The following is a 15803-nucleotide window of genomic DNA, read 5'->3' as shown; positions in this document are numbered from 1 at the left end:
TTTTTTTTACATTTGATTGGCTTAATGCTTCACGATGATCGAATCGATACCGCTATTTTGCAAAGTTTGCTGTGCAGCGATGGCTTCATTTTGAGAAGTGAAAGGCCCTGAAATGACCCGATACCATGTTTTACCTTTTTCCGTACCAATAATGACATCGGCAGGCAATTTGTTCATTAAGATTTCTGAACGTTTAGCATCGGCACTGTCAGGGTCGGTGTAGCTTTTAACCTGCAAAATATAGCTGGTTTGTGCGGCGGTATTCGGCTCAGATGCATTGCTGATTTCAGCCGTTGGCTGTGCAGGCGCTTCAACAATCACCCCAGCTTCTTGGCGTTGTTGATTGGCAGGTACAGCCTGATCAGGAATAGGCGTGACCTGTTGTTTTGGCAACTGGTCATAAAAACGGTAGTCTTTATTGGTTTCGCCCTGTGGCTGTCCAGCATTGGCGTCGCTACGTGGATGTACGGGTGCCCACGGCTTCCACAGCATCAAAGCCACCGCAGCGCTGAGTACCATTAAAATCAGGATTAATGTACCAAACCATTTTGGAATCAATGACTGTTGTGACTGTTTTGGGCGTTCGGAAACGCCGCGTTGTGTTTTACCCCACACGTAGCAATCCTCTTAACTTACATGGATGCTGGTGCAGATACACCGAGCAACTCTAAACCGTTACGTAATACTTGTTGTACATTGACTGAAAGTAACAGACGTGCTTGGGTTAACGCTGCATCGTCACTAAGCACTTTATGTTCGTTGTACCAGCCGTGGAATAGCGCTGCAAGTTCTTTCAGGTAGTTACCGACCTGATGCGGTTCGTAAGCATTGGCTGCGCGGTTAATAATATCTGGGTAGGCTGCAAGTTTTGCCAGAATTTCAGTTTCAGCTTCAAGGCTCAATTGTTCAGCAAATTGACGGGCTTGAACTGCATCGAAAGCAATCCCTGTATCTTTGGCTTTTTCTAGCATACGGCAAATACGTGCATGCGCATATTGAATGTAATACACGGCGTTGTCTTTGCTTTGCGATACGGCAAGGTCAAGGTCAAAGTCGATGTGTTGTTCGCTCTTACGCATCACATAGTAGAAACGAGCAGCATCATTACCGACTTCTTCACGCAGTTCACGTAAAGTCACGAACTGACCAGAACGCGATGACATTTGTACCATTTCACCGCCACGCCACAAGCTGACGAACTGAACGAGTAGCACAGTCAGTTTGCTAGAGTCATAACCCATGGCATCAATCGCAGCTTTTACGCGAGCAATATAACCGTGGTGGTCTGAACCCCAAATATCCACAATATGGGTATAACCACGTTGTAATTTGTTGAGGTGGTACGCAATGTCAGAAGCAAAATAAGTGGTTTGGCCATTACGACGTTTCACGACACGGTCTTTCTCATCGCCAAATTCAGTCGATTTAAACCAGATATTACCGTCTTGTTCATACAAGAAGCCGCGCTGATCAAGTGTTTCGAGGGCTTCATCAATTTTTTCAGTCAGGCTGGCTTCACTAAACCACTGATTGAAGGTTACGCCGAATTCGCCAAGGTCATCTTTGATGTCATCTAAAATCGCTTTAAGCGCCGCTTGATGGAAAACACGATAGCCTGCGCCAAGTAATTGTTGTGAGTTGCCAATCAAACCATCGATGTGTTTTTCTTTGTCGCCTGAAACGATGACTTTATTGCCGTCAGCATCTGGTTCAGCAGCATATTGCACATCTTCAGGTACGTCTTTATACACGTCAGCGACTGGGCGAACATGCGCTGTGCCATCTTTCTCAATAATGCTTTGAGCGATTTCTTTGACATAGTCGCCTTGGTAGGCATTTTTTGGGAAAACCAGAGTTTGCCCTTGTAATTCTAAATAACGCAAATAAGTTGAGGTTGCCAAAATGTCCATTTGACGACCTGCATCATTGACATAGTATTCACGGTCAACCACAGCGCCTGTGGCTTCAAGCAGGTTTGCAACGGTCATGCCGTATGCTGCGCCACGACCATGCCCGACATGCAGGCTAGAGGTCGGGTTGGCAGATACAAACTCGACCTGAATGCGTTGCCCAACATTGCTTTGGGTACGACCAAATACATCTTTTTGTTGTTGAATTTGGTCAAGGATTGCAAAACGTTGATCGGCATTTAAAAAGAAGTTAATGAATCCTGGACCTGCGATTTCAGCTTTGCTGATGTCGGCAACTTCAGGCAAATTTGCCAAGATTTGTTCTGCAAGATCACGCGGTTTTAAGCCCGCAGCTTTGGCAGCCGTCATGGCAACATTTGAGGCAAAATCGCCGTGGCTTCGATCTTTGGTTCGCGTTAGGATACTGTTGTTGTTCCAGTCGGATGGAAGAACACCCTGTTGCTTGAGGGACTGAACTGCATGATCAAGAGCTGCTTGGATTGCCGTATTCATAATGGATAGAAAAAATGTCGCGGAAAAAGGGTAAATATAGCAAATTTTGTACGTTTTAGGGAAAGACTATTTCGCCTGATTTTGAGCATTTCCATACGGATTTTTTGACGAAAGTGAAATAAATTGGTTAGAATAATGTTATGTTATAACGTAATTATTCTGGAGTGTTTAATGAAAATCAATATTCATCCTGATTATCAACAAGTTTTGTTTCATGATACCAACGCAGATACTTACTTTTTAATTGGTTCAACCTTAAAGCCGAGCCAAAGCAAAGCATATCAGGGGCAGGTTTATCCTTATGTGACGCTGGATATTTCCAGTGCTTCGCATCCTTTTTATACTGGCGAAGTGCGTCAGGCGAGTAATGAAGGGCGTGTGGCGAACTTTAATCGCAAGTTTGCACGTTTTGCCAAGAAGAAAGCCTAAACCCGACAACCGAAAACAAGCCGATTTTTTCTTGCAGAATTCCCTGCGTTTTCTGCAAGAAATAAGCAAAATCCTAAAAGACCAACTGCATTAGTCAGAATAATTTAATTAGGAAATAAGTCCCACACCATTATAAATTTGCTAAATACCCTTTTTTATCAAAAAAGGCTTAAGCTAGTCAGGTATTTTGAAAAGCTAAACTTCACAATCGTGTAGTTTTAGTCAAAAGATGAGACTAAACATGACCTCTGCTACGCAAAAAAAGCATCCCCTTTATATCCCTTATGCTGGAAATACCTTATTAGAACTGCCTTTATTGAACAAAGGTTCTGCATTTAGCGAAGATGAACGGACTCGTTTTAACCTACATGGTCTAATTCCCCATGTGATTGAAACTATTGAAGAACAAAGCCAGCGCTCATATCAACAGTACTCTGCATTTCACGATGCCATCAATAAGCACATTTATTTACGGAATATCCAAGACACTAACGAAACCCTGTTTTTCCGCCTGCTTGAAGATCATTTGGCGGAAATGATGCCGATTATTTATACACCGACCGTCGGCGAAGCCTGCCAGCAGTTCTCTGATATTTACCGTCGTCATCGTGGCGTTTTTATTTCTTATCCTGACCGTGAACACATTGATGACATTTTGCAAAACGTGAATCGCAAAAATGTCAAAGTGATTGTGATCACTGACGGCGAACGTATTTTGGGACTTGGCGACCAAGGCATTGGTGGCATGGGCATTCCAATCGGAAAACTCTCCCTTTATACAGCGTGTGGCGGGATCAGCCCAGCCTATACGCTACCGATTACCATTGATGTCGGAACCAACAACCAACAGTTGTTGAATGACCCGATTTATATGGGCTGGCGTCAACCGCGTATCAGCGGTGATGAATACTATAGTTTTGTTGATGAAGTGATTCGTGGTATTCGCCGTCGTTGGCCAAAAGCCTTGATTCAGTTTGAAGACTTTGCTCAGAAAAATGCCATGCCTTTACTGAACAAATACCGCGATGAAATTTGCTGTTTCAATGATGATATTCAGGGAACGGCTGCGGTATCGGTGGGTAGTTTGATTGCTGCGAGCCGTGCGGCAGGCAAGCAGTTAAAAGACCAGAAAATTACTTTCTTGGGCGCAGGTTCAGCAGGTTGTGGTATTGCTGAGCAGATCGTGGCACAAATGGTGGCGGAAGGCTTGAGCGATGCTGAAGCACGCCAACGCGTGTTCATGGTAGATCGTTTCGGTTTAATCACGGAGAACCAGCCGAACTTGCTGGATTTCCAGCGCAAACTAGCGCAAAAACCTGAAACGGTGGCAAGTTGGGCACAAGCCGATGAAATGATTTCGCTTCTTGACGTGGTGAAACATGCCAAACCAACGGTATTGATTGGGGTATCGGGTCAACCAGGATTATTTACTGAAGAAATTATCCGTACCTTGGCCGCAAACTGTGAACGCCCAATCGTATTACCATTGTCGAATCCAACTTCACGTGTTGAAGCAGTACCTGCCGATATCTTGAACTGGACAGACGGGAAAGCTTTGATCGCAACAGGTAGTCCGTTTGCACCTGTCAATTACCAAGGCAAGTTGTATAACATTTGCCAGTGTAATAACTCGTATATTTTCCCTGGCATTGGTTTGGGTGTGATTGCAGCAGCGGCAACCCGCGTCACGGATAGCATGTTGATGGCGTCAAGTAACGCTTTGGCAGACTGTTCGCCAATGTTGCAAGATCCAAATGCAGACTTGCTGCCTGAGATTGACGAGATTCAGAAAGTTTCGCATGTGATTGCATTTAAAGTAGCAAAAGCGGCGATGGATGCGGGCGTTGCACCTGTGATTAGCGATGAATTGCTGATTGAAAATATTGAGAAGAATTTTTGGAAACCAGAATATCGCCAATATAAACGTGTTCCATTTTAAACTTTAAAATAGATAAAAATACCTTGCCGATGCAGGGTGTTTTTTTGCTTTAATTTTTTGATTTAAGGTAATGACGTGACCAGCTTAGTCGTAAAAGACATTCATCACTTTTAAGTAACTCAGCAGCAATTATCTAAAATTGTGCTAATCATAGCAAAACAACGTCTGATGGCTGTCTGCAATTTATTTTAAGGTAAAGGCATATCGATTTTTTGAGTAATGCCATGACTAATCTAACAATTCAGCATGCCCAAGCCTTTTCTGAATCCCAAATTTATGCTGCATGGGGGCAAGGTCCTTCCAGCCGTTATGACGAGCTGGCTCAGCATTTTCGCCCTGTGTTTGCCAAAATTCAGGCAGGCACATTACAGCGCGAGCAGCAGCGTATCTTGCCATATGAGCAGTTGCAGTGGCTTAAAGACAGTGGCTTTACCCGGTTACGTTTACCGAAAGCTGTTGGCGGCTTTGATGCCACGATTCCCGAATTATTTGCCTTACTGGTTGAACTTGCCCAAGCCGACTCGAACTTGCCGCAAGTGCTGCGGGTACACTTTGGTTTTACTGAAGATGTCCTGATCTCTCAAGATCCTGCATTTAAAGCACGCTGGCTAAAACGCATAGCCTCAGGCGAAACCATAGGCAGTGCATGGTCGGAAGGAGGCAAAGAAAGTCGCAATCAGTTCCAAACCCATATTTACCGTGATCCGCAAGGTCGGCTGCGTCTGAAAGGACAAAAGTATTACACCACAGGCAGTTTATATGCGGACTGGATTGAAGTCGGGATTCAGGACTTAACCGGAGAGTCGGCTTCGGTGCTGGTGCCACGCCATTCTGAAGGGGTTGCAGTGCTGGATGACTGGAATGGCTTTGGACAAAAGCTGACTGCCAGCGGCACGGCAATTTTTACTGATGTGCTGATTGATCCGAGTGAAATTTTGGTGGATGGCACACGTTTTAAATATTCAGCAGCTTATTATCAACTGGTGCAGCTGGCGATTATTACAGGGCTGGGGCGTGCTGCCAGTTATGAACTATCGCACGCAGTCGAACAGCGTAGCCGCAACTATACCCACGCCAACAGCCAGTTTGTGCGGGATGATCCACAAATTTTACAGGTGGTGGGGCAGGTACGTGGCGCAGCCTATAGTGCGGGTGCAATTGTTGAAAAAGTGGCGCAGAGCTTGCAACGTACCTATCTGGCGGCATTGCAGGGCAATGCCGAATATGAAGAACAGCAAAATGCACTGGCTGAACTCGAAACGGCTCAGTCGCAAACCGTGATTACCCAACTGATTTTAAATGCTTCAACAGTACTGTTTGATGCCTTGGGCGCATCGGCATCGGATCAACGCTATGTGCTGGATCGTTTCTGGCGCAATGTCCGTACCTTGTCTTCGCATAATCCACGGGTGTTTAAAGACCGGATTGTGGGTGATTTTAGTGTCAATGGCACGTTGCCGCCGTATCAGTGGCGAATTGGAGATGTCACTCAGGATCAGGCATTGTCCAAAGCCAGTTAAGCGAAGTGATATTTTGAATAGGGCAGTCTGAAGGACTGCTTTTTATTTGTTCAATAGGTTATCTGTTTCATGTAAGCATTTGCTGACAATGATTCAGGCGATTTGCCAGTAGGCAGCTATGTGGAATTTGCTATGATGAACTCATCAGGAACAGGAAGTTCCAGAACATAAAACAAAAACGATAAGTTCAAGCATCAGGACGTGAGGTACGACAGGAGTTATACCTAGTAATCAAATACGGAAAACCCCGACATCCTGTCGGGGTTTTTCATTTTGTAAGTACAAAATGATTTAGCGCATCACGTCTTAACGAAAGTTGGCAATCCCGAATTTTATGACCAAAAAAATAGATAACCACAGCAGATTATTTCATTAACAGCAAATCTGCTAAGCAGCCAAGTTATTGTTATAAATTCACGATTTTTTTTATTTTAAGATGACTCTAAACATAAAAAATTTGAGTTGCCCATCATGTCGAAACGAATCAGCTTTAATGCCTTTGAAATGAACTGTATTGCTCATCAGTCTCCCGGTTTATGGCGGCATCCGCAAGACCGCTCGACTGAATATAAGGATTTGGAATACTGGACCGATCTGGCAAAAATCTTAGAGCGTGGCTATTTTGACGGGATTTTTATTGCCGATGTTTTAGGGATTTATGATGTTTATCATCATAGTGCCGAACATGCACTGACAGGTGCGGTGCAGGTGCCTGTCAATGATCCGTTACAGATTGTCCCTGCGATGGCGGCGGTGACGCAGCATTTGGGTTTTGGGGTAACTACGTCGATTTCCTTTGAGCATCCTTATCCGTTTGCGCGTCGTTTAAGTACGCTAGATCACCTGACCAAAGGACGGGTGGGCTGGAATATCGTGACTTCTTACTTGGAAAGTGGCTCGAAAAATCTGGGGCTAAAAACACAGGAAAATCATGATGACCGTTATGATATTGCCGATGAATATTTAGAAGTGCTGTACAAGCTTTGGGAAGGTTCATGGGAACAGGATGCGGTACTACGCGACAAGCAACGTGGTATTTTTGCTGATCATCGTAAGGTGCATCCGATTCAACATCAGGGTAAATATTTTAGCGTGCCAGGGATTCATATTTGTGAACCGTCACCGCAGCGTACGCCTGTACTGTATCAGGCTGGAGCATCCAGTCGCGGGCAGCAGTTTGCCAGTCAAAATGCCGAATGTGTGTTTATCGCACCGCCGTCCAAAGCTGCGGCTAAAAAAGTGGTGCAGGGGATTCGTGCCAAACTGGTAGAGCAAGGGCGTGACCCGTATTCGGTTAAAATCTATACCTTACTTTCGATTGTCACTGACAGCAGTGATGCCAAAGCCCAGCAGAAGTTTAAAGAATACCAGTCTTATGGCAGTTATGACGGCGCACTGACCTTGCTGTCGGGTTGGTCGGGCGTGGATTTTTCCCAGTATCAACCCACCGATAAAGTCGAATATATTCAGACTAATGCGATTCAGTCCTTGCTGGACTCTTATGTCAATGCTGACCCAAACCGTATCTGGACGATTGAGGAAATTGCCAACTGGAACAGTGTCGGTGGCAATGGCCCTGTGTTGGTGGGTTCGCCCGAAACCGTGGCGGATGCCTTACAGGAATGGGTCGCAGAAACCGATGTAGATGGATTTAACTTAGCCTATATTTTGGCGCATCAGACCTTTAGTGATGTGGTGGAATTTATTGTGCCTGAGCTACAAAAACGTGGCGTGTATCAGACTGAATATGCGCAAGGTACACTGCGCGAAAAACTGTTTGGGCAAGGGCCGTATTTACCTGAAAATCATCGCGGGGCAGCTTATCGTTTTGGTGAAAAAAATCCGATTGCCGAAGCCAGTTAATCCGTATTTAAAAAATCCATAAGGTGATTTGACGCGCGCTGAGTTTGTATTACTCATCTGGGTGGGAAACTATAAAACCGATATATTTTACTACTGTTGGTTTTTGTGATGGTACTGATGATCGTGATGGGCTTTCTGCTCAAATTTGAAATGACCAAACCTGATGTTGATATGATTGTGGAAAGTAAAACTCGACAGGCTATGTGGGAAAATACGTGGTAGGCCGAGAGCATTCTAGATCTAAAAATCATAAAATGGGCTGTATGGTACAGCCTTTTTTATTGTTGAAAAATCATGTAGTTATTTTGAATAAGCAAAGCATTTTTATCTATAAAATCCCTGAGAAAACAATGCTAACTTAAGGGCATCCAATGATAAAAAGAGTACAACAGCATGACCACATTGAACCAAACGGGCTTTGCATCGCAAACCGCCATTCCACTGAAATTTTTTGAGCATCAGCAAGATGCGCATGTGATTCGTTCCGATGCTGAAGCGATTGCGATTGCGCGTGAACTGGCTCAGGAATTTGCTAAAGAAGCCTCGCTACGCGATCAGGAGCGCCGTTTGCCTTTGCAGGAAATTCAGAAATATTCGCAAAGTGGTTTATGGGCCATCAATATTCCCAAAGCTTTTGGTGGTGCTGATGTCAAATACCGCACCCTCGCAGAAGTGGTCAAAATTATTTCCAGTGTCGATTCATCTTTAGGGCAAATTGCGCAGAACCATTGGGCATTTGTTGAGCATTTACGTTTGGATGCTACCCCAGAACAAAAAAAGTTCTTTTTTGAGCTGATTTTAAAAGGGATTCGTCTCGGTAATGCCTTTTCGGAAAAGGGCAGTAAAACGGTTGCCGATCTGACCACAAAAATTCATAAAACTGAGCAAGGTTATGAAATTAATGGTGAAAAGTTCTTTGCTACAGGCGCATTGCTCGCGCACTGGATTCCGATTGTCGCGGTGGATGAGCAAGGGCGTAGTTATGCAGCGATTGTGCCGCGTGACACCACTGGGGTCGAAATCATTAATGACTGGTCGGGCTTCGGACAACGCACCACTGCCAGTGGTACGGTGCGTTTAAACCATGTATTTGCCCGTGAAGAATACGTGATTCCTGTGCATCAGGCATTTGAGCGTCCAACGCCTGCGGGTGCAATTTCACAGTTTATTCAGGCTGCGGTGGATGCAGGTATTGCACGCGGTGCAATTGAAGAAACCATTCAGTATGTCCGTCAGTACAGCCGCCCGTGGATTGATTCAGGTCTGGAAAAAGCCACAGATGATCCCTACACCATTGCCAATATCGGGGATTTGAAAATCAAGTTGCGCGCCGCTGAAGCCGTGCTGGACTTGGCAGGCGATGCGATTGATGTCGCGATTGCCGATACGATTGAAGCGCATGTTGCCCAAGCGACCTTGCTGGTGGCTGAAGCGAAAGTCCTCACGACAGAAGTTGCACTATTGGCCACCAATAAATTGTTTGAGTTATCGGGGACACGCTCGACTTTGTCTGAGCTGAATCTTGACCGTCACTGGCGTAACGCACGAACTCATACCTTGCATGATCCTGTACGCTGGAAGTTGCATCTGGTCGGCAATTATTATTTAAATGGCGTAGAGTTGCCACGTCATCCGTGGAGTTAAGGGATAAATTGAGTTATCTCAGTCAGTAAAGAAATTGACAGACATTCGCCCCAACAGGCTGCTGCTTTATCAGTAAATACGCTATCTGCTTCATGTAAGCTTTTGCTGACAATGATTCAGGCGATTTGCCAGTAGGCAGCAATGCTGGATTTGTTATGATGAACTCATCAGGAACAGGAAGTTCCAGAACATAAAACAAAAACGATAAGTTCAAGCATCAGGACGTGAGGTACGACAGGAGTTATACCTAGCAATCAAATACGAAAGACCTCAACAGGATGTTGGGGTCTTTTATTTTATGCTTGAGACGTTATTTACGCATGTGTTATGCCAAATGTGTAACTCGTTTTTCAAGTTGACATGAGTCTACATCTTCATAGATTAACCACAAATTTTTTACGGTGAAGTCCTTCAGTGGGTATAAGCTTGAGTCGTTGCTTGGAATATTTATCCGAACAAATGTCAGCACACGGGACTTCATAACATTTCGTTCTGATCTCTTGTTGTTCTGTGAGAGGTCGTCAATATGCCTTTACGGCATACGTCTCATCTACATTGATTGATCAATCGTCGATTAATTGTGTTTTTTCATGAAACTGCATTACTTATATTTCAAAATGCATTTTGGATAAAACAAATTAAAGATTTATTGCACCTGCTTATTGGGTTTCTCACATAAGAGGATTGTAGATATGTATCTATATGATCTGAATAACCTATTTAGAAGATCATTGCATGATGTATCTCATGTGATATTCATTTCCCATTTTTTAGGCAAAGTAACGGTTCCTATACCCCAGCGCAAGATCGGTTTTTGATTTGTTAACGCACGATAAAAAGCTTTGTGTTTTTCATTGTGTATGAACTGATTTTTCTCCATGAATTTTACTCAAAATTCATATTTTGGAGCTCATCATGCGCACATTTTTTTTCAAACAACTGTTTCTGAGTTTTTTAAAAGTACGTCACTTTGGGCGGCATTTTCAGCGCTTTATTAGTCTGGAACATGTGACTCGTGCAAACAAAACACAATCATTTCCACCAGAGCTTACAAAAACGCTCGTTCAGTCTGCACGATATGCGCCCGAGCAGCTTTACCAAGAACTCAATACCAGTCTTGTAGGCTTAGATCAAAATCAGGTTGAACAACGTCAACAACAATATGGCTTAAATGAAATTCAGCAAGAAAAGCCTTTAAGCTGGTGGGTGCATTTATGGTTTTGCTACCGTAATCCATTCAGCTTATTACTGACATTACTGGCATTAGTTTCCTTTTTTACCAATGACATGCAGGGTACGCTGGTAATTGGAACCATGGTTCTGATTGCAACCATTTTACGTTTTTGGCAAGAGCAAAAATCCAATCAGGCTGCTGAAGCATTAAAAGCCATGGTCACCAATACCGCAACGGTGATTCGTCAATCTTCAGGCTCGCAACAACAGATTAATCCAGCCACGTTAAAGGTGCAGACCAGCCAAGAAGTTGCCATTCAGGCGCTGGTACCAGGCGATATTATTTTACTTTCTGCGGGTGATATGATTCCTGCGGATTGTCGGGTTCTGGTGGCTAAAGATTTATTTGTTGCGCAGGCTGCCATGACAGGAGAATCTTTGCCTGTTGAAAAATATGCCATTCAAAAAGATCAAGATGCAATTAACCCATTGGATCTAGAAAACATTTTGTTTATGGGAACCAATGTGGTGTCAGGTTCAGCAACTGCAGTGGTACTGAATACGGGTGGTCAAACTTATTTTGGTGCATTGGCAAAACGCGTTACGGCTAGTGAGCAGGTTACGACATCATTTCAGTTGGGGGTGAATAAAGTCAGTTGGTTACTGATCCGCTTTATGGCCGTGATGGCACCGATTGTTTTATTTATTAATGGTTTTACCAAAGGGGATTGGACGGAGGCCTTATTATTTGCGCTTTCAGTTGCTGTCGGACTCACACCAGAAATGCTGCCGATGATTGTGACATCAACACTGGCAAAGGGTGCGGTGTTTCTGTCGCGTAAAAAAGTCATTGTAAAGCGTTTGGATGCGGTGCAAAACTTTGGTGCCATGGATGTGCTGTGTACGGATAAAACCGGTACATTAACGCAGGATAAAATCATTTTAGCAAAGCATGTGGATATTTGGGGTAATCCATCCAAAAAAGTCTTGGAGCTTGCCTGTCTAAATAGTTATTTTCAAACAGGTTTAAAAAACTTACTCGATGTTGCCGTGCTAGAACATGGTGAAAGTCATTTAATAGTTTCTGATTTACAGACATTCAAAAAAGTCGATGAAATCCCGTTTGACTTTAACCGCCGTCGAATGTCAGTTGTGGTTGAAGATGCATCACAGCAGCACACCATGATTACCAAAGGAGCTGTAGAAGAAGTTCTTGCGGTATGTCGTTATGTCATGCATGACGATGAAATTATCAGCCTTGATGAAAAGTCGCTTCAGCATATCCACGATGTCACCGCAGAGTTCAATGCTGAAGGCTTGCGCGTGGTTGCAGTCGCAACCAAGGCCGGTTTGAGCCATCATGAATATGGCATTGCCGATGAAAGTGATTTGATTCTTGTGGGTTACGTCGCATTTCTTGATCCGCCCAAAGAATCCACAGCGCCTGCGCTTCAGGCACTGTCCGAGCATGGTATTTCGGTTAAGATTTTGACAGGTGACAACGATCTGGTGACAGCCAAAGTCTGTAAAGATGTGGGATTGCACGTGAGCGGTGTCATACTGGGAAATGATATTGAGCAAATGGATGATGCCACTTTGGCTCAGGTGGTCGAGCAATACAATGTTTTTGCCAAACTGACACCTGCTCACAAAGAGCGCATTGTGCGGGTCTTAAAAAATAACGGACATGTGATTGGCTTCATGGGCGATGGCATTAACGATGCCCCTGCCTTACGTAGCGCAGATATCGGTATTTCTGTCGATACAGCTGTCGATATTGCCAAAGAAGCTGCAGATCTTATTTTGCTTGAAAAGAGCTTGATGGTTCTGGAACAGGGAGTTTTAGAAGGTCGCCGTACTTTCTCAAACATGTTGAAATATATCAAAATGACTGCAAGTTCAAATTTTGGCAATGTTTTTTCAGTCTTGATTGCCAGTGCATTTCTTCCGTTTTTGCCGATGCTGCCAATACAATTGCTGATCCAGAACCTTTTATATGATATTTCGCAAATCGCCATTCCGTTTGACCATGTGGATGATGAACTTGTACTCAAACCGCAAACCTGGCAACCTACTGAAATTGGGCGTTTTATGCTGTTTTTTGGCCCAATCAGCTCGATTTTCGATATCGTAACTTTCATCCTCATGTGGTATGTCTTCGGTGCCAATAATATTGCACATCAGACACTGTTTCAGTCTGGCTGGTTCGTGGTCGGGTTATTAACCCAGACCTTAATTGTGCATATGATTCGCACCCCCAAAATTCCATTCTTACAAAGCCGCGCGGCAATGCCATTGATGATGATGTCATTGATGATTATGGCAATTGGGATTTATTTGCCGATGGGAAGTTTGGCTTCGTATTTTAAACTACAGGCATTGCCACCCCTGTATTTTGTATTTTTACCCTGCATCTTGATTGCTTACATGGTACTGATACAACTGATGAAAAGCTTCTACTTCCGCCGTTATGGTTGGCAGTAATCAAGGAATTGTTCAGATACAAGCCATATCGATGAGGCTTTTTTCTTGACTCGAATAACAGCCGATAAACCACATTGGGTTTATGCAAAATGATGCTTTTTTGAGTGAGAATATCGGTAACAGACAGTCGATTTACAAACCGATATTCTTGTTGTAATCGGCGCTGTGAGTTTTGTCGATATGGCTTATCGCCCAGATGGGTATGATGCTGCTGTTCGGGAATTCCCCCGAATTGATCATCAAAAATAACTGAGCTGAATACGAATAACAGCTGCAACAGAATTGCTGTATTGCATTGTAAATGCAAAGGATATCGTTTTTTAACATATCTTAAAAAACGATAAATTTGCCCGTTTTTATTATTTTACGCTGCACACACAAATGTGGATAAATAAACCTCAATAGATTTATATTTCAATTCAGGTTTATGTCCATGTCCAGCACTTCAAATGCAGTCAAACCCTTAAATATTGTCGCTGTTTCAGGCGGCTTAAATAACCCTTCTAAAACCGAAGCACTGGTTCAGGAAATTATTCATGAACTTGGTCAGGCAACCCCGATCAACGTGCATTTTATTAAGTTCAGCGAAATTGGGTCGTTATTGGGCGGTGCGATTTATCGCCATCAATTGCCACAGCGCGTACAGGATGATCTGGCAGCAGTTGAAGCAGCCGATGCCTTAATTGTGGGCACACCTGTGTACCGTGCTTCATTTACTGGGTTATTTAAACATTTCTTTGATTTTGTTGAACAAACTGCTTTGGTCGACGTGCCAGTTTTGTTGGCTGCTTCAGGTGGCAGCGACCGCCATGCCTTGGTGCTTGAGCATCAGTTACGCCCACTGTTCAGTTTCTTTCAGGCGCAGACTTTGCCAATTGGTGTTTATGCCACTGACCGTGATTTTACCCCTGAATACACCATTCAAAGCGCAGCCTTGCGTGATCGCATTATTTTGGCGGTTGCACGTGCCTTACCGATTTTAGAGTGGGCGCCTGCCAAAGGTCAGCGTGCGGAAGTGGTGAAAGCTAAAACAGTTCAAGCCAACCAAAACTTGGGCATTAACCGACAAATTGAACAAGAAGAAGTCTTGCCTTCGGCCGCTGTGCCTGACTTGCAAGCCGCAGAATCCCGTTTACAACATAAAACAGGCAAGACCTCAATTCAGGCCGATGTGGCATAAACCCATCAGTTTCCCAAGGAGAATAAAAATATGGCGCAATCACAACAACAACTTCAGTTTGCTTACTGGGTACCCAATGTTAGCGGTGGTCTGGTGGTGAGTAATATTGAACAACGTACCGAATGGAACATTGATTACAACAAGAAACTGGCACAAACCGCTGAGAAAAATGGTTTTAGCTATGCACTGTCACAAATCCGTTTTACTGCGGGTTATGGCGCGGAAAATCAACATGAGTCTGTTTCGTTTAGCCACGCAATTTTGGCAGCAACTGAAAAGCTCAAGGTGATTGCTGCGATTTTACCAGGGCCGTGGAAACCTGCACTGGCAGCCAAGCAACTGGCGACCATTGATTATTTAACTCAAGGGCGAATTGCGATTAATGTGGTGAGTGGTTGGTTTAAAGGTGAGTTCGACGCGATTGGCGAAGAATGGCCTGATCATGACCAGCGTTATGCACGTTCAGAAGAGTTTATTCGCACTCTGAAAGGCATTTGGACCACCGACAATTTTTCATTTGATGGCAAGTATTATCAGTTTAAAGACTACACTTTAAAGCCAAAACCTGTGCAGCAGCCACACCCTGAAATTTTCCAAGGCGGAACATCACGTGCAGCACGGGATATGGCATCGCGTGTCTCGGACTGGTACTTTGCCAATGGCAACACGGTTGAAGGTATTCGTGAACAGATCGAAGATTTGCGAGCTAAAGCCAAGCAGAATCAGCATCAGGTCAAAGTCGGTCTAAACGCCTTTATTATCGCGCGGGATACCGAAGAAGAAGCGCAAGCGGTGTTGCAAGAGATTATTGCCAATGCCAACCCTGAAGCAGTGAATGCCTTTGCTGATGCGACACGTCAGGCAGGTGCAGCCAGCCCTGAAGGTGAGGGTAACTGGGCAAAGTCTAGCTTTGAAGATCTGGTGCAATATAACGATGGCTTTAAAACCAATCTGATCGGTACACCTGAGCAAATCGCAGAGCGCATTGTGGCGTATAAAGCGGCAGGAGTAGATCTGATTTTGGCAGGCTTCCTGCACTTTATTGAAGAAGTTGAATATTTCGGGCAGCGGGTTTTACCGTTAGTGCGAGAATTGGAACAAAAACAACAACAGGCAAAAGAAGTCGCTTAAATCGGAGGGGGAGATGC

General features: G+C 44.2%; 10 protein-coding genes. 8 read left to right on the top strand and 2 right to left on the bottom strand.

What is annotated here, in order from left to right:
- Positions 1 to 21: 21 nt before the first annotated feature.
- Both ACX1N5_RS03760 and argS read right to left on the bottom strand, forming a co-directional pair.
- On the bottom strand, positions 22 to 615 hold the full coding sequence (locus tag ACX1N5_RS03760) for an SPOR domain-containing protein (RefSeq protein ID WP_458799421.1): 594 nt from the start codon (positions 613 to 615) through the stop codon (positions 22 to 24).
- 17 nt (positions 616 to 632) lie between these two features.
- Positions 633 to 2423, bottom strand: coding sequence for an arginine--tRNA ligase (gene argS / locus ACX1N5_RS03755; RefSeq protein ID WP_458799423.1), 1791 nt, complete (start codon positions 2421 to 2423; stop codon positions 633 to 635).
- A gap of 171 nt (positions 2424 to 2594) precedes the next feature.
- Between argS and ACX1N5_RS03750 the strand changes: the two genes are divergently transcribed.
- The 8 genes from ACX1N5_RS03750 (at position 2595) to sfnG (ending at position 15786) form a co-directional block, all read left to right on the top strand.
- On the top strand, positions 2595 to 2852 hold the full coding sequence (locus tag ACX1N5_RS03750) for a type B 50S ribosomal protein L31 (protein ID WP_458799425.1): 258 nt from the start codon (positions 2595 to 2597) through the stop codon (positions 2850 to 2852).
- Between the two features lie 241 nt (positions 2853 to 3093).
- Positions 3094 to 4791 (top strand): NAD-dependent malic enzyme, encoded by a 1698-nt coding sequence (locus tag ACX1N5_RS03745; RefSeq protein ID WP_004754793.1) that lies wholly within the window; start codon positions 3094 to 3096, stop codon positions 4789 to 4791.
- A 224-nt stretch (positions 4792 to 5015) separates the two neighbouring features.
- Positions 5016 to 6311: an acyl-CoA dehydrogenase family protein gene (locus ACX1N5_RS03740; RefSeq protein ID WP_458799427.1), complete on the top strand. Its 1296-nt coding sequence runs from the start codon at positions 5016 to 5018 to the stop codon at positions 6309 to 6311.
- Positions 6312 to 6782: 471 nt separating this feature from the next.
- Complete coding sequence (locus tag ACX1N5_RS03735) at positions 6783 to 8174, top strand: LLM class flavin-dependent oxidoreductase (RefSeq protein WP_458799428.1); 1392 nt, start codon at positions 6783 to 6785, stop codon at positions 8172 to 8174.
- A 393-nt stretch (positions 8175 to 8567) separates the two neighbouring features.
- Positions 8568 to 9818, top strand: coding sequence for an SfnB family sulfur acquisition oxidoreductase (locus tag ACX1N5_RS03730; RefSeq protein ID WP_458799429.1), 1251 nt, complete (start codon positions 8568 to 8570; stop codon positions 9816 to 9818).
- A 915-nt stretch (positions 9819 to 10733) separates the two neighbouring features.
- Positions 10734 to 13475 carry a magnesium-translocating P-type ATPase gene (mgtA, locus tag ACX1N5_RS03725; RefSeq protein WP_458799431.1) on the top strand — a complete coding sequence of 914 codons (2742 nt, stop codon included), beginning with the start codon at positions 10734 to 10736 and terminating at the stop codon, positions 13473 to 13475.
- A gap of 433 nt (positions 13476 to 13908) precedes the next feature.
- Complete coding sequence (gene msuE, locus ACX1N5_RS03720; protein ID WP_458799433.1) at positions 13909 to 14655, top strand: FMN reductase; 747 nt, start codon at positions 13909 to 13911, stop codon at positions 14653 to 14655.
- Between the two features lie 30 nt (positions 14656 to 14685).
- The gene (gene sfnG, locus ACX1N5_RS03715) at positions 14686 to 15786 is read left to right on the top strand and encodes a dimethylsulfone monooxygenase SfnG (protein ID WP_458799435.1); all 1101 of its coding nucleotides are present in this window, start codon (positions 14686 to 14688) and stop codon (positions 15784 to 15786) included.
- Positions 15787 to 15803: the final 17 nt, after the last annotated feature.

The sequence above is a fragment of the Acinetobacter sp. ANC 4636 genome (assembly GCF_054454555.1).
This window is presented reverse-complemented; position numbering and strand designations above follow the sequence as displayed.